Here is a 16,580-nt window from a genome sequence, read left to right on the forward strand (position 1 = left end):
TTCAGTTTGACGAAGGCCCCATCGCCTGCCGGCCGATGCTGTGATAGGCGAAAGGCGTCTTGGCGATGTCGGTCGGCGAGTAGAGATTGCGCAGGTCGATCATCACCGCCGCGCGCATCGACTTGGCGAGCTTGGCCAGATCGAGCCCTCTGAACTCGTTCCATTCCGTGAGCAGGATGACCGCATCGGCGCCTTTGGCGGCCGCATAGGCTGACTTCGCCCATTCCACGCCCTCAAAGGCTGACACACCATTGGGCTTCACCACCGGGTCATAGGCGACGACCTGAGCTTTCGCGGCGGTGAGCGCCGGAATGAGATCGAGCGCCGGCGCGTCGCGCATGTCGTCGGTATCCGCTTTGAAGGCAAGCCCCAGCACCGCGATGCGCTTGTCGGCGACCGAGCCGCCCAGCATGCGGGTGACGCGCGTCGACAAATCCAGCTTGCGCTTGTCATTGGCCTTCACCACCGCCTCGATGAGGCTGAAGGGGGCGCCCGCCTCGCGCGCCGTGACGGCCAGCGCCTTGGTGTCCTTCGGGAAGCATGAGCCGCCGAATCCCGGCCCCGGCTGCAGATAGTGATGACCGATGCGCTTGTCATGGCCGATGCCCTTGGCCACCACCGCGATGTCGCCGCCCACTTCCTCGCACAGATCGGCGAGCTGGTTGATGAAGGCGAGCCGCATCGCCAGATAGCCGTTGGCGGCATATTTGATGAGCTCGGCCGATTCGAAGTCGGTGAAGATGAGCGGCGCGCCCGTCATGGCGATCGGCTGATAGATCTTGCGCAGGACTTCCTGCGCCCGTTTCTTTTCGGTACCGATGACGACGCGGTCGGGCTTCAGGAAGTCATCGACCGCCGAGCCTTCGCGCAAAAATTCCGGATTGGCGGCGACATCGAAATCGGCATCGGGCCGTTCCGCCGTGATCTGTGCCTTGATCTTGCGCGCCGTGCCGACCGGCACCGTGGATTTGGTGATGATGACACTGTAGCCGTCGAGCGCCGCGGCGATCTGGCTTGCCGCCTGATGCACATAAGCGAGATCGGCGGCGTCATCGCCGCGCCTGGTCGGGGTCGAGACCGCGATGAACACCGCCTCGGCCTTCGAGACGGCCGCTTTCAGATCCATGGTGAAATGGAGCCGGCCGGCCCGCGCATTGTCATGGATGAGCTTGCCGAGCCCCGCCTCGTGGATGGGAACGCGGCCGGCATTGAGCGCCTCGACCTTGGCCGCGTCATGATCGACGCAGAACACATCGAAGCCGAATTGCGCGAGACACGCGCCTGAGACCAGCCCGACATAACCGGCCCCGATAACAGCTATTTTCATGACGGCTGGCTCGCCCTTTTGAGAAGATCAATTGCGTTACATGTTACGCTAGAGGAGCTTAAGAAGCTCTGCAAGCTCACGCGCGGCCCTTCAAATCGGCCGCCGCCATGGCGTAACCACCGGCGGCGCCGTCGATGAAATGGAAATGATCCCGCGCGAACGGGTTGGGAACGAAGCAGGTCATCAGGGCCTGGTCCTGACGGTGCAGGCCATACCGGCAGAGCCCGGCCTGATAAGCCTGCTTGAGGCGCTCGATGAGGCGGGTGATGAGGGCGGGCTCGATATCCACGGTGAGCTTGAGACCGTCGTCGAATTTGCGGAAGTCGGTGTTCTGCGCCACGTCGTTCTTATAGACCGCCGCGTCGAAGCGGCCGACCTTCAGGTTTCCTTGAAACACCAGCCAGCCGGCGAGGCTCTCGGCCAGGATATGAAGCTTGCGCAACAAGGGTGATCCGCGATGCGTGGCGAGCGTCTCATATTTGAGCCCCTTGGGCGGGAAGCCGAATTTGCGCGGCACCGGCAGGCCGGCCCGGTCCTCGCCATCGATGATGGCGACGATGTCGTCGACGAGCCGGGTGAAGTCCGCGCTGCGCTCCGCCGAGACCGGGGTCACGATGAGGGAAATGATCTCGCCATTCTTCGCCGCGATCGGGTCCCAGCGGCAGGACAGGCCGGAGAGATCCGGGCGCGCCCCCGCGGCGGCGGCCGGCACGCGGTATTTGCCCGCTTTCATCTGTGCTTCCGCCCAACTGGCGCCACCGCCGGCAAACATCGCATAGGTGACTTCGGGGCTGGCGCGGAACCGCGCCACCCGCACATCATGGCCGCCTGCCCGGATATCGCGCATCGGCACGATGGCGGCGCGCAGATCGAGATCGAGATCCTCCTTCACCCAGACTTGCGTGAGCGCCAGCGCCTCGCGCGTCTTGGGCAGAACACTTTCGGGCACCGCCAGGAGCGCGCCATCGCCGCCGAAGACGAACGGAACCTTATGCGCGCCGCCCAGCGCATTGAGCACCGCCGAGATCACGCTGGCGCCGGCCATGTTGACGGCCTTGTATTCGCCGCGCGCGATCGCCTGCGTCGAGCTCACGATGTCGGCGGTCGCCAGCGACCAGTCGTCCGGCAAGGGTTGATAATTCGCCGCATCGGCGACGCCGGAGAATTTCTCGAAAGTGGGCAGCGCCGCAAAGAAATCATCATGAGTCATGGCGAAAAGCTAGCATGCTGGGAGGACCTTGGCGACCGATCCCCGATTGACGCCCGGACGCGACATCGCCATAGGCAAAGGGGTGAGGATCGCCTTTTACGCCCCGCTCAAAGCGCCCGACCATCCGGTTCCCTCCGGGGACCGCCAGATGGCGCGGCTGCTCCTGCGGGCGTTGCATCTCGCCGGTTTCGCGGCCGATGTCGTGAGCACCTTGCGCGCCTTCACACCCGATCCCGAGCCGCAGGCCTTCGCGCCCGTGCGGCAGGCGGCCGATGACGAGAAGGCGCGGCTCAAGGCGCTTTGGCACGCCGGCGAAAAACCCGATCTGTGGTTCACCTATCATCCTTATTACAAGGCGCCCGATCTTCTGGGTCCCGATCTCGCGCGTCATCTCGCTATTCCCTATGTCACCGCCGAGGCCTCTTATGCGGGCAAACGCGATCGCCAGGGCTGGGCCGAACGCCAGGCGCTGATCCGCGACGCCATCGGCCTCGCCAGGCTCAATCTCTGTTTCACCGAGCGCGACCGCGCCGGGCTGGAGAAGGCGGTGCCGGGCGCCCGCCTGGCAGCCCTTCCGCCTTTCATCGATACGCAGGCTTTCGCCGATGGTTTCGCGAACACCCCGCCGGCGCGCCTGATGACGGTGGCGATGATGCGCAAGGGTGACAAATTCACGAGCTTCACCATGCTCGCAAGGGCGCTGCCCCTGCTCCTCGATCTGCCGTGGCGGCTCACCGTCATCGGTGATGGTCCCTTGCGCGCCGAGACGATGTCCCTCTTTGCCGGCATTCCGTCCGGGCGGCTCGACTGGCGCGGCGAGATAGCGCCCGAAAAAGTGCCCGCCGCTCTGGCCGACGGCGGTGTCTACGTCTGGCCGGGTTCGGGTGAAGCCTATGGCATTGCCTATCTCGAGGCGCAGGCCGCCGGTCTGCCGGTGGTGGCGCAGGAGACGGCCGGCGTTCCCGCCGTGGTGCGCCATGGCGAGACCGGCATCCTGACGCCGGAAGGTGATGTCGAAGCCTATGCATTGGCGATCCGCGCGCTTCTCACCGATGATGCCCGGCGTGCAACCTATGGCCGCGCCGCACGCGCATTCGTGCTCGAGGAGCGTTCGCTGACCAACGCGGCGCAACGCCTCGCGGCCCTCCTCGATAAGGCGCGGGCATGACTCTCTGGCAGCCGCTCCAGGACGAGTTGGCGCAGTGGCGCGATGCCGGCCGCAGCGCGTCGCTGTGGCTGCGCGACGACGACGCCATCGCACCGACGCCGGCGCTCGACCGGCTCGCCGATCTCGCGCGCGGCCATGACGTGCCGGTGGCGCTGGCGATCATTCCGGCCCGCACCGGCCCTGATTTGGCGAGCCGTCTCGCGGCGGAGACGATCATCCACCCGGTCATCCACGGCTGGTCGCATGCCAATCACGCGCCGGCGCCGGAGAAGAAGCAGGAGCTTGGGCCGCATCGCCCGCGCGCCACCTTGTTGGGCGAGCTGGCCAACGGCCTGGCGCGTCTGCGCGCGCTCTATGGCGACAGGCTGACGCCGATGCTGGTGCCGCCCTGGAATCGCATCGATCCCTCCTTGCTCGACGATCTGCCGGAAACCGGCTTCACCGGCCTGTCGGCCTTCGGCCACAAGCTCGCCTCGCGGCCGGGCCTCGCCGTCATCAACACCCATATCGACATCGTCGATTCGCGCGCCGGCAATCGCTGCCGCGATCACGGCATGCTGATCGCGGGGCTTGTTCAGGAACTGCAGGAAGCGCGCGCCGTGGGCGGCAGCAGGCCGGTCGGCGTGCTCAGCCACCATCTGGTCAGCGATGACGACGCCTTCCGCTTCCTCGCCGATCTGTTCGCGCTCGCGGCGCAGAGCGGCACAGTCAATTGGAAAAGTCCTGCTGATCTGCTTCAGAGTGTTGCGCCCAGAAGCATTTGATCAGCAAGGCGAAGAATATTCCCTCCCCCCTCATGCTGAGGTGGCCGCGAAGCGGCCCTCGAAGCATCCCTCAGGATAGAATGGGGTTGCGGAGAGTGACCCTTCGAGGCTCGCTGCGCTCGCACCTCAGGGTGAGGATGATAGGTCGGTGCAAACTGATCAGAGCTTGATCACCAATCCCTGGCTGGCCACGACGGCGCCGGGGAAAGCTTCCTTCGCCTCGACGCCGATCCTGTCCAGCTCATCGTCGTTGCGCAAAGGCGAATGATGGAAGATGGCGAGCTGCTTGGCCTTGGCCGCCTTGCACAGGCGCACACCTTCTTCCCAGCTCGAATGCCCGAAGCCGCGATAGCGCGGCATCTCATGATCGGTGAAGGCCGCGTCATAGATGACGAGATCGGCATGATCGATGAGCTTCATCACATTCTGATCGGGCTTGCCCGGCACATGCTCGGTGTCGGTGATATAGCAGGCGGACTTGCCCGCGAATTCGACGCGGTAGCCGACCGCGGCATTGGGATGATTGAGGCTCGCGGTGCGCAGCACGATGCCCGCATGGGGTTTCAGCACATCGCCCGGCTTGAAGTCCTTGTAGTCGACATCGGCGATGAAAATTTCCGGCGCGATCGGGAAGTAGGGCGCCTTCATGATGCCGGAGATCATTTCATGCGTTGTCATCACGCCGGCGAGATGGCCCGACCAGATACGGATCTTGTTGCTGCCGCGATAGAACGGCATGAAGAAGGGAATGCCGAAGATATGATCCCAATGGCAGTGCGAGAAGAACATGTCGAGACGCTCGACGCCTTCGCGCTCGAGCTCCTGGCCGGCGCGCTTGAGGCCTGACCCGGCGTCGAACATCAGAACATGCTCGCCGCAGCGCATCTCGACGCAGGACGAATCACCGCCATAGCGCGAGACTTCCGGTCCCGACACCGGAATGCTGCCTCTGGAGCCCCAGAATTTTACTGTGAATTCACTCTTTTCTTTCAACGACTTGAACCCTCGCTCAGGCCTTATCGTAGCAGGTTCTACGGCTTAGGCGACTCTAAAGCGGGCAATTGCGTCGCCCGCTTCACCATGATCACATCGAGCGCCCCGGCCCTCCCCCTGATCTCGATGCTCTGGGTCTCGAGCCCGGCGAATTCCGCTTCCGCCTTGTCAAGGACCGCCCGCGAAATGATGGCTTGCATGTTGAGCTCCTTGCAGGCGCCCTCCAGCCGGCTCGCCGTATTTACCGTGTCGCCGAGCGCGGTGACGCCCAGCGCCGCCGAGCCTTTGCCGGCCGCCCCGATACGGCCGAGAATGGCCGTCCCCGAATGAAGCCCGATCCCCATTTCGAGCATGCCGCGCATTTCGTCATGCAGGCTTTGATTGAGAGCATCGAGCACACCGCCCATGGCGCGCACCGCGCCCAGCGCTTCCCGGGCCCCGGCTTTGCCGCTCTTGTCCATGCCGAAGATCGCCATGATCCCGTCCCCCATGAATTTGTCGACATAGCCCCCGGTATCGATGATGACTTCGCTCATGCGGCCCAGATACTGGTTGAGAAGGAAAACGACGTCATAGGAGAGACGTTGCTGCGACAATCTGGTGAAGCCCCTGAGGTCGCAGAACATGACGGTGACCTCCTGCTCCACGCCCCAGAAATATTTATCGACGAGTCCATTCACTGTATCGGCCGTCACCGCCGGCAGAAGTGTCGTGATGGTGAGGTCGGTCTCCGGCCGGAATTGGCAGGCGAGACGGACATTGGCGGGGGCGCCCACCCGTTTCAGCACCTTCTGCTCATTGGCATCGGCCGGGGGCTGATCCGCCGGTCCTTCGATCACGCGGATCCGGCAGGTGGAGCAGCGGGCACGTCCGCCACAGACCGAGGCATGCGGTATGTTGTTGAGGCGGCTGATTTCGAGGATGGAAAGACCGCGGCGCGCCGACACGCGTTGCCCGCCCGTATAGGTGATGGCGATCGTGTGCCGGTAGCGGTCGAGCAATCCGAGGCCAAGGCGCGCCGCCACGATCAAAGCGAGCAATCCCAGATAGCCGTAGAATTCATAGTCGAGCAGCCCATGCAGGAAGTCGAACTGCTCCTGGCTCATCGGCGGCTGGAAATCCGTCTCATAACGGATGGCGCGCCCGGCCGAGGTGAAGCCGGCAAAACCAAGCGTCGGAATCAACGTCGCGAGCACCACCCAAAGCCACTTCAGGCGGCGGTACCAGGGCTTGAATTCCAGCCAGTGATGCAGGCCGATGAGCCCATGTACCCAGACCAGCGTCATCAGCGACGCCTGCCGCCAGGCCTCGGCCGGCCACATGGCCCACAATGCATAAAAGTAATTGTCATCGACACCGGCATAGATATGGGCGCCGCGGGTCGCGGTGACATGGCGGATCAGCAGAAGCGGGATGAGCAGGCCGAAACCGAGTTGCACCCATTCATGCGTGCTGATCTTCAGGCTGCGGCGCCGGATGAACACCACGATCCCGAGCACGAAGTGGACGAGGAACGAGGTGAGCAGGATGGCCGTGCCGGGAACGCTGCGGGTGACGGCGATGCGCCATGAGCGCACCTCCTCCATCGTGTCGATCGACACGAGGCCGACGGCGTGATTGAGGAAATGCGTCGCCGCGAAGGCGAACAGCACAAGCCCCGTCGCCAGCCGCAGCTGGCGCAGTGTTATACGGAGGGCGGGCCTGTACCGCACGGCAGAATCGGGAGCGGTCATCCCGAGCCTCCTGACGCGTTAATTTGCCTTTCGCCGGAGATCGCTGCGCGCTTCGCTGAGCTCGGCGGTCGTGTGGCTCAGGCGATCGGCGAGCACCCGCATGATCTCGACGGCCATTTCCGGAAACTCCGCCAGCAATCTGAGGAAATGATCCTTGCGGATGCGCAGCGTCTCGAGCGGCGCATTGGCTTTGACGGTTGCGGTGCGCGAAACATCGCAAAGAATGGCGATCTCACCGACGATCGAATTGGGCTCGAGTGTCGCCACCTTGATCTCGCCGCTTTGCGAATTGACCAGCACATCGGCCGAGCCCGACAACACCACATAGGCGGCATCACCCGGGTCGCCTTGCTTGAACAGCGTCTGGCCCTGGTCGAAGTTGACGCGATCCGACGTGAAGGCCAGAAGCTTGAGCTTGGCCGGCGCGACATTCGAGAAGAGCGGCACGCGCCGCAACAGCTCCACTTCATCCTTGAGCTGCATGTCTCATCACTCCCATTTCCACTCCATCCATATTACGACGCCAGAAGCCCGGCGAATACGCCCTTTCGAGCCATCAACTGGTCGTAATTCCCATCCTCGACCGCAGTTCCGCGGTCGAGCACCACCACCCGATCGAACAGCCGGGCGAGATTTGGATTGCTCAGCACCCAGATGACCGCCGGCTTGCGCCCGTCGCGCGCCGCCTCGCCCAGCACCGAGCGCACCAGCTGCTCCTGGGTGCGCTGCTCGACCGAGGATAACGCCTTGTTGAGAATGATGAAATCGCCGCGCTTGAGCAAAGCGCGGGCGACATGCAGCTTCTGGCGCTGCACCGAGGTGAGGCGGCGGCCACCGACGCCCACATTGAACTCCAACCCGACCCTCACCACATCTCTGCTGACATCGAGATCGTCGAGAACCGAGCGCACGATGGCGCGAATGCGGTCTGCGGCGTCGGCATGGCGATGGCCAATGCGACCGAACAGCACATTATCGAGGATGCTGGCGGACTTGTTGTAGCCTTCGGCATCGTAAGGCTCGATCGCCCCCTTGAGGCTCTCCGGCAGATTGTCATGGAAGGCGGCGCGCGCCGCCACGATGCGATCCATCATCTCCTGGTCGAGAAGGCCGAAACGATAGCGCGGCTCGACATAGGAGAAGGCGAGTTTCATCATTCGCTTGCTGTCGGCCTCGGCGACTTGCGCGAAGGGCTTGTCCTGCAGCCTTTGCAGCAGCGCCTGGTAATCGGGGATCTCGTCCGCCGTCATGAAACCCAGTTGCTGGAAGAACGGGTGGTCGGGCGGCAGGTCGCGGAACAGCTCGACGGCGTTGCGGGCGATCTCGACGCCCATCCGGTAGAGCGCCTCATCGAGCCCCGCTTGCGCCAGCACCGAGCGGAAATAGGCATTCGACGCCAGATTCACATTCGAAAGCTCCGACCCCATCGGCGTGCCGAACAGCAGATTCTCGGCGACCGTCGCCTCGGCATTGTAGAGCGCCGCATCAAAGGAGGTGACGAGGCTCGCCAGGTTCTCTTCCTCGAGCCGTGTCCGGAGCGCCTTGCGCGCCGCCACGATATGCTCGGGGATTGCCGGATGGACTTTCTCGTCGACGGATGCCCTGAGGCCCAGATCGAAAACATCGTCCGAGAATTGTACGGCCTCGAGCGTCTGCTCCATGGCCGTGAACAGCTCGTCCGGCCCGTCGACGCCGATCGTCGCATAGTCGATCCAGTCGCCATGCAGATCGTGATCGGGATTGCCGGCATTGAGTGCTTCTGCCTTTTCCCAATCGCGATGCGCCAGCGCCGCGCCCTCATAAACACGCTCGCGCACCGGATAATGCTTCAGCACATAGGTCAGATTGTCGTAGATGGTGCCTTGGAACAGGAAAGCGTCGCCCGAGGCATAGGCGGTGCGCCGCCCGGTGAGCGCTTCCGGAAGAAAAAGCAGATCCTCGCCATTGATGCTGACGCGGCCCTGTTCCGGCCACACCAGACGCACCAGCGTATCGGCGAGCGCCTCGCTGCCGCCGCCTGCCGTGCCGATGACGGCGACGCTTTCGCCGGGCCGCATGTCGAGCGTGATGTTCTCGAGGAGCCTGGCGCCGCTGTCGTCGCTGGCCGAGAAGTTGACGACGGAGATCGGCGTCTTGATCGGCGCCACCGGGCCGCTCGTCACGTCCTGTATGGCCGGCTCGATGATCTGGTCGACATGGAACTGCTCATAGACCTGGGCATATTTGACCTGAACGTCGATGCGCTGCTGGTCCCAATCGATCAGGTCCTTGATCGGCGACGGCAGGTCCTTATAGGCCGAGATCACCGCGATGAGCTGACCGATGTCGAGCTGTCCGCGCAGCGCCAGATAGCCGCCGATCGCGTAGAACAGGAACGGCGTGACCTGGGCCAGGAAGTTGTTGAGGAACTTGACGAAGAATTTCCACTGATAGAGGTCGTAGCGGATCTTGAAGATGCGCCCCAGCCGGTCGGCGACATCGGCGCGCTCGTAGTTCGACGTGTCGTGGACATGGATCGAGGAAATGCCGTCGACGATCTCGCCGACGCGGCCGGCGAGCTGGCGCGCGGTAAGCTGACGCTCCTTGCCGAGCCGGATGAGGCGGCGGCGCATCTTCGGGATGACGACGCCCTGGATGCCCACCATGAAGGCGGCGAGAAGGCCCAGCCAGACATTCTGCAGAAGGATGAAGAACAGCGCGGTCGCCGCCTGGAGGCCGAGAAAGGCCGGCTGCACGAAAGCATCGCCGATGAAGCCGCCGAGCGGCTCGACCTCGTCCTTCACCATGGTGGCGACTTCGGCCGCCTTCACGCGCTTGAAGACATTGGGCGGAAAGCGCAGCACGCGGTCGATGAGCTGGAAGCGCAGGCGGCGCAGCATGCGTTCGCCGAGCCGGCCCTTGAAGGTGTTGATATAGAGCTTGAACAGGCCGTTGATGATGACGAGAACGAGAAAGGCGCCCGACAGCGCCATCAGCATCTGCAGCCGGTCGAGGCTGAAGCCGTTGAACAGGACAAAGGGCTCGGCCTTCGAGAGCCAGTCCGGCAGGTCGATCACCAGCCGCAGGAAGACTTGCTGCGCATCGGGCGTGTTGAAGCCGTCGCCTTGGATCGGCCCGTTGACGATCTGCTTGGGCAGGTCGAGCGAGAGGAAATAAGTCGGCATCGACAGGAGGATGATGAACAGAATCCAGATCTGATGCCGGCTCGTATGCCTCCAGATATATTTGGCGAGATTCTTATCCATGCAGGAGGAAGCGCTCGAAGGGCGGGAGCCGATGGGATGGTGAAACTGTTTTATACATGACCGCTCGCCTCAGCATACAAAATCGATCCAGTCCCGGCTACTGCCGAAAATCCATTGGAATCAAGGTTAAGCCGGTTCTTCACGGCAAGGGCGGAGCCAGGCGGTGTTCGAGGATACGCGCCGTTTCGGCCGCGCCGTCGAGATTGAGCGCAAGGCCGCCGGGAGCCGGCGCCGCCGCCATGGCATCCGCCAGGCTGCCGGGCGTGAGGCGGTCTTCCGTCACCACCGCCGCGAGCCCGAGCCTGGCCAGGCGCCGGGCACGGTCGCTTTGCTCGGTTTCACCGCCTTCCGCGAAGGGAATGAGCACCGCCGGGCAGCCGGCCCGCAATATGTCGCAGACCGTATTGTAGCCGGCCTGCGAGACGGACAGCCGGGCTTTGGCGAGAAGGCCCGGAAAATCGGCCCGGAAGGTCTCGAGGACGACGCCGGCCGGCAGGCCGGCCTGGAGTGCGGCCCGTTCGGCGGCGGGGAAATTGGGTCCGGTGAGCACGCACCAGCGCGGCCAGCGGCCGAGAAGGCCAGGCGCCGCCGCAAGCGCGGCATCGATGAGCTTGCGGCCGACCACGCCGCCCCCGGCCGAGACCACCACGTCGAAACGGTCGGGCGATGTCGCCGCCTCCCCCGCCACCAGCCCCGTATAGACGATGCGGTCGGCGATCTCGCGCGCCTGCGGGAAAGTCTCCTCGAGGCGGGCGAAATGAGGATCGCCATGGACGAGCACGAGGTCGAAGAAATCTCGCAGCGTGCCGAGCGTCTCTTCGGCGCGCCCGACCTTGCGGTTCTCCTGCAATATGTCACGCACCGAGCTGGCGATGAGCGGCGGCCTGGCGGTTGCGCGCGCATGCGTCAGGAGCGGCAGCAATTCGAAGCGCATCTGCCGCCGGCCGAAGGGAAAGGCTTCGACGATCAGGACATCCGGCTTCACCGCGTCGAAAACCTGGATGAGCCGGTCACGCCGCTTGGCCTTGAATACGTCGTCGATGGCGTTGCCGTCATCGTCGATGAGCGCCGAGAAGGACATGTCGCGCGCGCGGATGGCAGGCAGTTGGACGAGCTTGACGCCGGGTGGCGGGAAGCCTGAGACAACGGCGCCGCCGCTCACCAGCGTGACGTCGGCGCCCGCTTTGGCAAGCGCCGACGCGATCCGGCTGACCCGCGCCAGATGGCCGATGCCCAGGAGGTGCTGCACATAGACGAGCACCTTCATGAATGCCCCCGCGCGGCGCGGAAGAGTTGGGTGAGCTCTTCTATGCTGCTCTTGTGATCGAAATTCGCGCGCACGCGCGTCTCCGCCGCGGCCCCGAGTCTCAGGCGCAATTCCGGATCTGTGATCGCCTTGGCCAAAGCGCCGCTCAGAGCTTGGGCGTCCTCAGGCGGCACCAGGAGCCCGTTGACGCCGTCGCTCAAAAGCTCCGGCACGCCGGAGACCGTCGTCGATATGCAGGCGAGCCCCTGGCTCGACGCTTCGACCAGGACATTGGGCAGGCCGTCACGGTCGCCGTCGCTGGCGATGCGGCAGGGCAGCACGAAGAGATCGCTTTCGCGATATTGCGCCAGCACCTCCTCTTGCGCCCGTGACCCGAGCCAGGTGATGCGCGAAGCAAGTCCCAATGTCTCAGCCTGCGCCTTGAGCTTGCTCAATTCTTCGCCGCCGCCGATATGGACGAACCGCCAGGCGAGCGTCTTCGGCAGAAGCGCCAGAGCGGCGAGCAGGATGTCATAGCCCTTCTTCTCGACCGCCCGGCCGACGCTGAGGAGCAGGACCGGATCATGCGCATCCGTGCCATCACGTGCCGGACGCGTGCCTGCGAAGGATGCGAAGCGGGAGAGATCGAGGCCGTGATAGCTCAAATGGACGCGTGCCGGATAGGGGCTGAGGCTTCTGAGCTTGTCGAAGCCGGCCCTGGTGCAGGTCACGACGAAGCGGGCCTGGCCGAGCTTGGCCTGCAAGTCCCAGTCGGGCGACGTCCAGATATCCTTGGCATGCGCCGAGCAGCTCCAGCCGATATCGAGAACGAGGCTCGCATAGAGCGTGACCGAGCCCGGCGTGTGAATGAAATGCGCATGGAGCCAGTCGGCATCTTTGGGAAACTCGGCGGCGAGCACCAGGGCCTGGCCGAAGCGGCGCCAGCGGTTGCGCGTCCAGTCGCGTTTGAGATCGGCGAGGAAGGCTTTGCGCAGGCGTTTGTACTGCGGCAGCCGCCGCGCTTTCCACCACGAGCGGATGACGCACCACGGCTCGTCATGGAGATATTCCGGCAGATAGCGCACCGGCGCTTTGATCTCGTCATGCACGGGATGGCGCTTCTTGTCGGTCGGATGGCGCATCGAGACGAGATAAAGCTCATGGCCGGCGCGCTCGAGCCCGAGCAATTCCTGGGCGATGAAGGTTTCCGACAAACGCGGATACCCCTTGAGCACAATGACGATCTTCGTCATCTCTCAATGCCCCTCATGCTGAGGTGCGAGCGCAGCGAGCCTCGAAGCATCCATCAGGACAGAGCGAAGATGGTGAAGCAGACCCTTCTTTTCTCGCCCTCGGCAGGCACCTCAGGGTGAAGAGCCGGGATAAACTCATCATGCTCTAATTGCCGCCTTCGACGACGGTCAGGCGTTTCTGCGAGCCGGGCTCCAGCCATTCGCCGACCAGATCGGTGATCTTCTCGAGCCCGTCGAGCTTGAGCTTGGAGGTCACTTGCGACGGCGGCGCCCGCTCGGGCAGCGCCTTGAGCGCGTTGGCGAGCTTGGCCGGATCTTCGGCCTCTTCCGGCCGCAGCATGTCGATGACGCCGAGCTCGGCGGCGCGGCTGGCGCGGATCAATTGCTCCTCGCGCGGCGTGACGCGCGGCACGATCAAGGCCGGCTTGTCGAAAGAGAGGATCTCGCAGAAGGTGTTATAGCCGCCCATGCTGACGACCGCGCGGGCGCCGGCGATGAGATTTTCCATGCGGTTGTCGAATTCGATGATCTCGACATGCGGAATGGCGGAGCCCTTTTTCACGAGCTTGCGCCGCTTGCGTGCCGGCATGAAAGGGCCGAGCACGATCAGCATCTTGTGCTTCAGCGACGGATCATGATGATAGGCGTCGAAGATATTGTGGATGAGATCGGCGCCGTCGCCGCCGCCACCCGTCGTCGCCAGGATGTAACTGCCTTCGACGTCGCGCACCGGCACATCGACCTGCGTCATGTGACGCTGCAGGAACCCGACATAGTGCATGCGTGAGCGCACCGCGGGCGAAACGTCGAAGCCGGTCAGCGGATCGTAGAAATCCTCCGGTCCGTAGACCCAGATCGAATCATAAAACACACCGATCTTGCGCAGCACGTCGCGCTTCGCCCATTCCGCCTTGAGCAGTTCGGGTGCGTCCATGACCTCGCGCAGGCCCAGCACCAGCGTGGTGCCGTGGGTCTTGAGATAGGAGAGCGTCTCCTCGAGCTCGCCGCGCAGGCCCAGGGGCTCCTTGTCGACGATGAAGAGATCGGGCTGGAAGGACTCGGCCGTGTGGCGGATGATCGCCTGGCGCATCTCCAGCGTTTCGTGAAGATCGGTATGCCGGTCGATCGACGTATAATCGCCGTTGTGCAGCTTGATGATCGACGGGATTTTAACGAAATCGACGCGCACCCGATAATCGAAGGCGCCGGCGATGGTGGACCCTGAGATGATGAGAACGCTCAGGCCCCGGTAATTCTCGACCAGAGAATGTGCAATAGTGCGACACCGCCTCAAATGTCCGAGCCCGAACGTGTCGTGGCTGTACATGAGAATGCGGGCATGTTCCAGCCGACGCATCGTCATTCCCCTCTCTCCATGCCGACCTCGCTCGCCCCGAAACGGCGGACTATGCCACAGGGCATGAACGCGTCAAATCCCTGTTGCTGGCCGGTCCGCTCTTTCATTTACTTATACGGATCGGCTGCATCGCGCAGTCCGTCCCCCAGGAAGTTGAAGGCCAATATGACGACGATCACCGGAATGACCGGCAGCATGAGCCAGGGATAGAGCGCCACGACGTTGATATTGGTGGCCTCATTGAGCAGCACCCCCCAGCTGACGATGGGAGGCCGCAGGCCCAGGCCTAAGAAGCTCAATGCGGTTTCACCGAGGATCATGCCGGGGATGGATATGGTGGCCGAGGCGATCAAATGCGACATGAATCCGGGGACCAGATGACGGCCGATGATGCGGCTGCCCTTGGCGCCCATGAGCTGTGCCGCAAGGACGTAATCCTCCTCACGCAGCGCCAGCAGTTTCGAGCGTACCGCGCGGGCAAGTCCGGTCCAGTCGAGCAGACCCAGGATGAAAGTGATGCCGAAATAGACAAGCAATGGCGACCAGGTGACCGGCATGATGGCGGCGAGCGCCAGCCACAGGGGGATGCTCGGCAGTGACTGCAGCACTTCGATGAGACGTTGCGTCAAAAGATCGATGATGCCGCCGCGATAGCCGGCAATGCCGCCGATCACGATGCCGAGGATGAAGCTCACCGAGACGCCGAGAAGGCCGATGGTGAGCGAGATGCGGGCGCCGTAGATGATGCGCGAGAAAACATCGCGGCCGAGCTGATCGGTGCCGAGCAGGAAGAACTGGCCACCCTCGGCCGGGCAGACGAAATGACGGTCGGCCTCGATCAGGCCCCAGAACTTGTATTTGTCGCCTGAGCAGAAGAAGCGCAGCTTCTGTACGTTTTTGGTGTCGTCCTTATATTCGCGCTTGAGATTGTCCATGTTGAGCTGGACGGTCCGGCCATAGACGAACGGCCCGACGAAACTCCCCTCATGGAACAGCCGGACACTCTGCGGCGGCGCATAGATGGCGCTAACATTCCGGGTGGCGAGATTATAGGGCGCCAGGAATTCGGCGATGATGATCATCGCATAGAGAATGGCGAGGATGATGGCGGAGATGAGCGCCAGCCTGTGGCGCTTGAACTTCCACCACATCAGCTTCCATTGCGAAGCGAGGAACACCCGCTTCTGCTGCTCGCTCATCGTCTCTGTCGTCGTCGGATCGAAGGGAGCCGTCGAGACATAATGCCTGAGCGGCTGGCCCGGCGGCGGCAGCGGCGTCATGTCGTTCATTTCGTGCTTCCGCCCTGCAGCCTGATGCGCGGATCGAGCACGGCAAGCGCCAGATCCGAAATGAGGACGCCGATGACCGTGAGGAAGGCGAGGAACATCAGGAACGACCCCGCCAGATACATGTCCTGGCTCTTGAGCGCCCGGATCAGAAGCGGTCCGGTCGTCTCGAGCGACAGCACGATGGCGGTGATCTCGGCGCCCGAGATGATCGCCGGCAGGATCGAGCCGATATCGGAGATGAAGAAATTGAGCGCCATACGCAACGGATATTTGACCAGCGCCTTGAACGGATGCAGCCCTTTGGCGCGCGCCGTCACCACATATTGCTTCTGCAATTCATCGAGCAGATTGGCGCGCAGGCGCCGGACCATGCCGGCGGTGCCGGCCGTGCCGATGATCACCACCGGGATCCACAGATGCGCCATGATGGACTTGAACTTTTCCCAGCTCATCGACTGATCCATATATTGCGGATCCATCAGATGGCCGATCGAGGTGCCGAACCACACATTGGCGAGATACATGAAGACCAGCGCCATCATGAAGTTTGGCACCGCGATGCCCATGAGGCCGAGGAAGGTGAGGCCGTAATCGCCCCAGCTATATTGATGCGTCGCCGAATAGATGCCGATCGGAAAGGCGATCAGCCAGGTGAAGATGATGGTGGTGAAGGACACCAGGATGGTGAGCCACAGCCGGTCGCCCACCACATCCATCACCGGCAGCCGGTATTCGAAGGAATAGCCGAAATCGCCGGTCAGCATGCCGGCGACCCAATGGAAGTAACGCACCACCGGCGGCTTGTCGAAACCATATTCCTGGCGCAGCGCCTCGATCTGTTCGGCATTGACGCTTTCGCCCTGCGCCTGCAGTTCCGCCACATAGCTTTCGAAATAATCGCCCGGCGGCAGCTCGATGATGGTGAAGACCAGCGCTGAGATGATTACCAGCGTCGGCACCATCATGAAGATGCGCCCGATGATGTAACGCAACAT

The 16,580-nt window shown here is 63.3% G+C and carries 13 protein-coding genes; 2 read left to right on the forward strand and 11 right to left on the reverse strand.

Annotated elements, in window-relative coordinates; translation table 11 throughout:
• Window position 1 precedes the first annotated feature (1 nt).
• Both JHL16_RS20500 and JHL16_RS20505 read right to left on the reverse strand, forming a co-directional pair.
• On the reverse strand, window positions 2–1,327 hold the full coding sequence (locus JHL16_RS20500) for a UDP-glucose dehydrogenase family protein (protein WP_200186691.1): 1,326 nt from the start codon (window positions 1,325–1,327) through the stop codon (window positions 2–4).
• Between the two features lie 76 nt (window positions 1,328–1,403).
• Entirely contained in the window at window positions 1,404–2,537 is a 1,134-nt protein-coding gene (locus JHL16_RS20505) for a DUF3095 domain-containing protein (RefSeq protein ID WP_200186692.1), read from the reverse strand.
• An 82-nt stretch (window positions 2,538–2,619) separates the two neighbouring features.
• Between JHL16_RS20505 and JHL16_RS20510 the strand changes: the two genes are divergently transcribed.
• Entirely contained in the window at window positions 2,620–3,705 is a 1,086-nt protein-coding gene (locus JHL16_RS20510; protein ID WP_200187206.1) for a glycosyltransferase, read from the forward strand.
• Window positions 3,702–4,469: a polysaccharide deacetylase family protein gene (locus tag JHL16_RS20515; protein WP_200186693.1), complete on the forward strand. Its 768-nt coding sequence runs from the start codon at window positions 3,702–3,704 to the stop codon at window positions 4,467–4,469. The genes JHL16_RS20510 and JHL16_RS20515 overlap by 4 nt, the downstream gene beginning before the upstream one ends.
• A gap of 159 nt (window positions 4,470–4,628) precedes the next feature.
• Here JHL16_RS20515 and JHL16_RS20520 read toward each other — a convergent pair whose 3' ends face one another.
• The 9 genes from JHL16_RS20520 to JHL16_RS20560 all read right to left on the reverse strand — a co-directional run bounded on the left by JHL16_RS20520 (window position 4,629) and on the right by JHL16_RS20560 (window position 16,580).
• Entirely contained in the window at window positions 4,629–5,462 is an 834-nt protein-coding gene (locus JHL16_RS20520) for an MBL fold metallo-hydrolase (protein ID WP_210346037.1), read from the reverse strand.
• A 38-nt stretch (window positions 5,463–5,500) separates the two neighbouring features.
• Window positions 5,501–7,195 (reverse strand): adenylate/guanylate cyclase domain-containing protein, encoded by a 1,695-nt coding sequence (locus tag JHL16_RS20525; RefSeq protein WP_200186694.1) that lies wholly within the window; start codon window positions 7,193–7,195, stop codon window positions 5,501–5,503.
• Between the two features lie 18 nt (window positions 7,196–7,213).
• Window positions 7,214–7,678: a cyclic nucleotide-binding domain-containing protein gene (locus JHL16_RS20530; RefSeq protein WP_137859619.1), complete on the reverse strand. Its 465-nt coding sequence runs from the start codon at window positions 7,676–7,678 to the stop codon at window positions 7,214–7,216.
• Window positions 7,679–7,710: 32 nt separating this feature from the next.
• The gene (locus JHL16_RS20535; protein ID WP_200186695.1) at window positions 7,711–10,440 is read right to left on the reverse strand and encodes an ABC transporter ATP-binding protein; all 2,730 of its coding nucleotides are present in this window, start codon (window positions 10,438–10,440) and stop codon (window positions 7,711–7,713) included.
• Window positions 10,441–10,579: 139 nt separating this feature from the next.
• Window positions 10,580–11,707, reverse strand: a complete 1,128-nt coding sequence (locus tag JHL16_RS20540) for a glycosyltransferase family protein (RefSeq protein WP_200186696.1) — start codon at window positions 11,705–11,707, stop codon at window positions 10,580–10,582.
• Window positions 11,704–12,939 carry a glycosyltransferase family 4 protein gene (locus tag JHL16_RS20545; RefSeq protein WP_200186697.1) on the reverse strand — a complete coding sequence of 412 codons (1,236 nt, stop codon included), beginning with the start codon at window positions 12,937–12,939 and terminating at the stop codon, window positions 11,704–11,706. Before JHL16_RS20545 ends, JHL16_RS20540 begins: the two co-directional genes overlap by 4 nt.
• A gap of 145 nt (window positions 12,940–13,084) precedes the next feature.
• Window positions 13,085–14,296 carry a glycosyltransferase family protein gene (locus JHL16_RS20550; RefSeq protein WP_420884564.1) on the reverse strand — a complete coding sequence of 404 codons (1,212 nt, stop codon included), beginning with the start codon at window positions 14,294–14,296 and terminating at the stop codon, window positions 13,085–13,087.
• A gap of 107 nt (window positions 14,297–14,403) precedes the next feature.
• Window positions 14,404–15,576 carry an ABC transporter permease gene (locus JHL16_RS20555; RefSeq protein WP_200187208.1) on the reverse strand — a complete coding sequence of 391 codons (1,173 nt, stop codon included), beginning with the start codon at window positions 15,574–15,576 and terminating at the stop codon, window positions 14,404–14,406.
• A gap of 5 nt (window positions 15,577–15,581) precedes the next feature.
• Complete coding sequence (locus JHL16_RS20560) at window positions 15,582–16,580, reverse strand: ABC transporter permease (RefSeq protein ID WP_200186699.1); 999 nt, start codon at window positions 16,578–16,580, stop codon at window positions 15,582–15,584.

It is taken from the genome of Taklimakanibacter albus (assembly GCF_016595235.1).
GTDB classification, from domain to species: domain Bacteria; phylum Pseudomonadota; class Alphaproteobacteria; order Rhizobiales; family Aestuariivirgaceae; genus Taklimakanibacter; species Taklimakanibacter albus.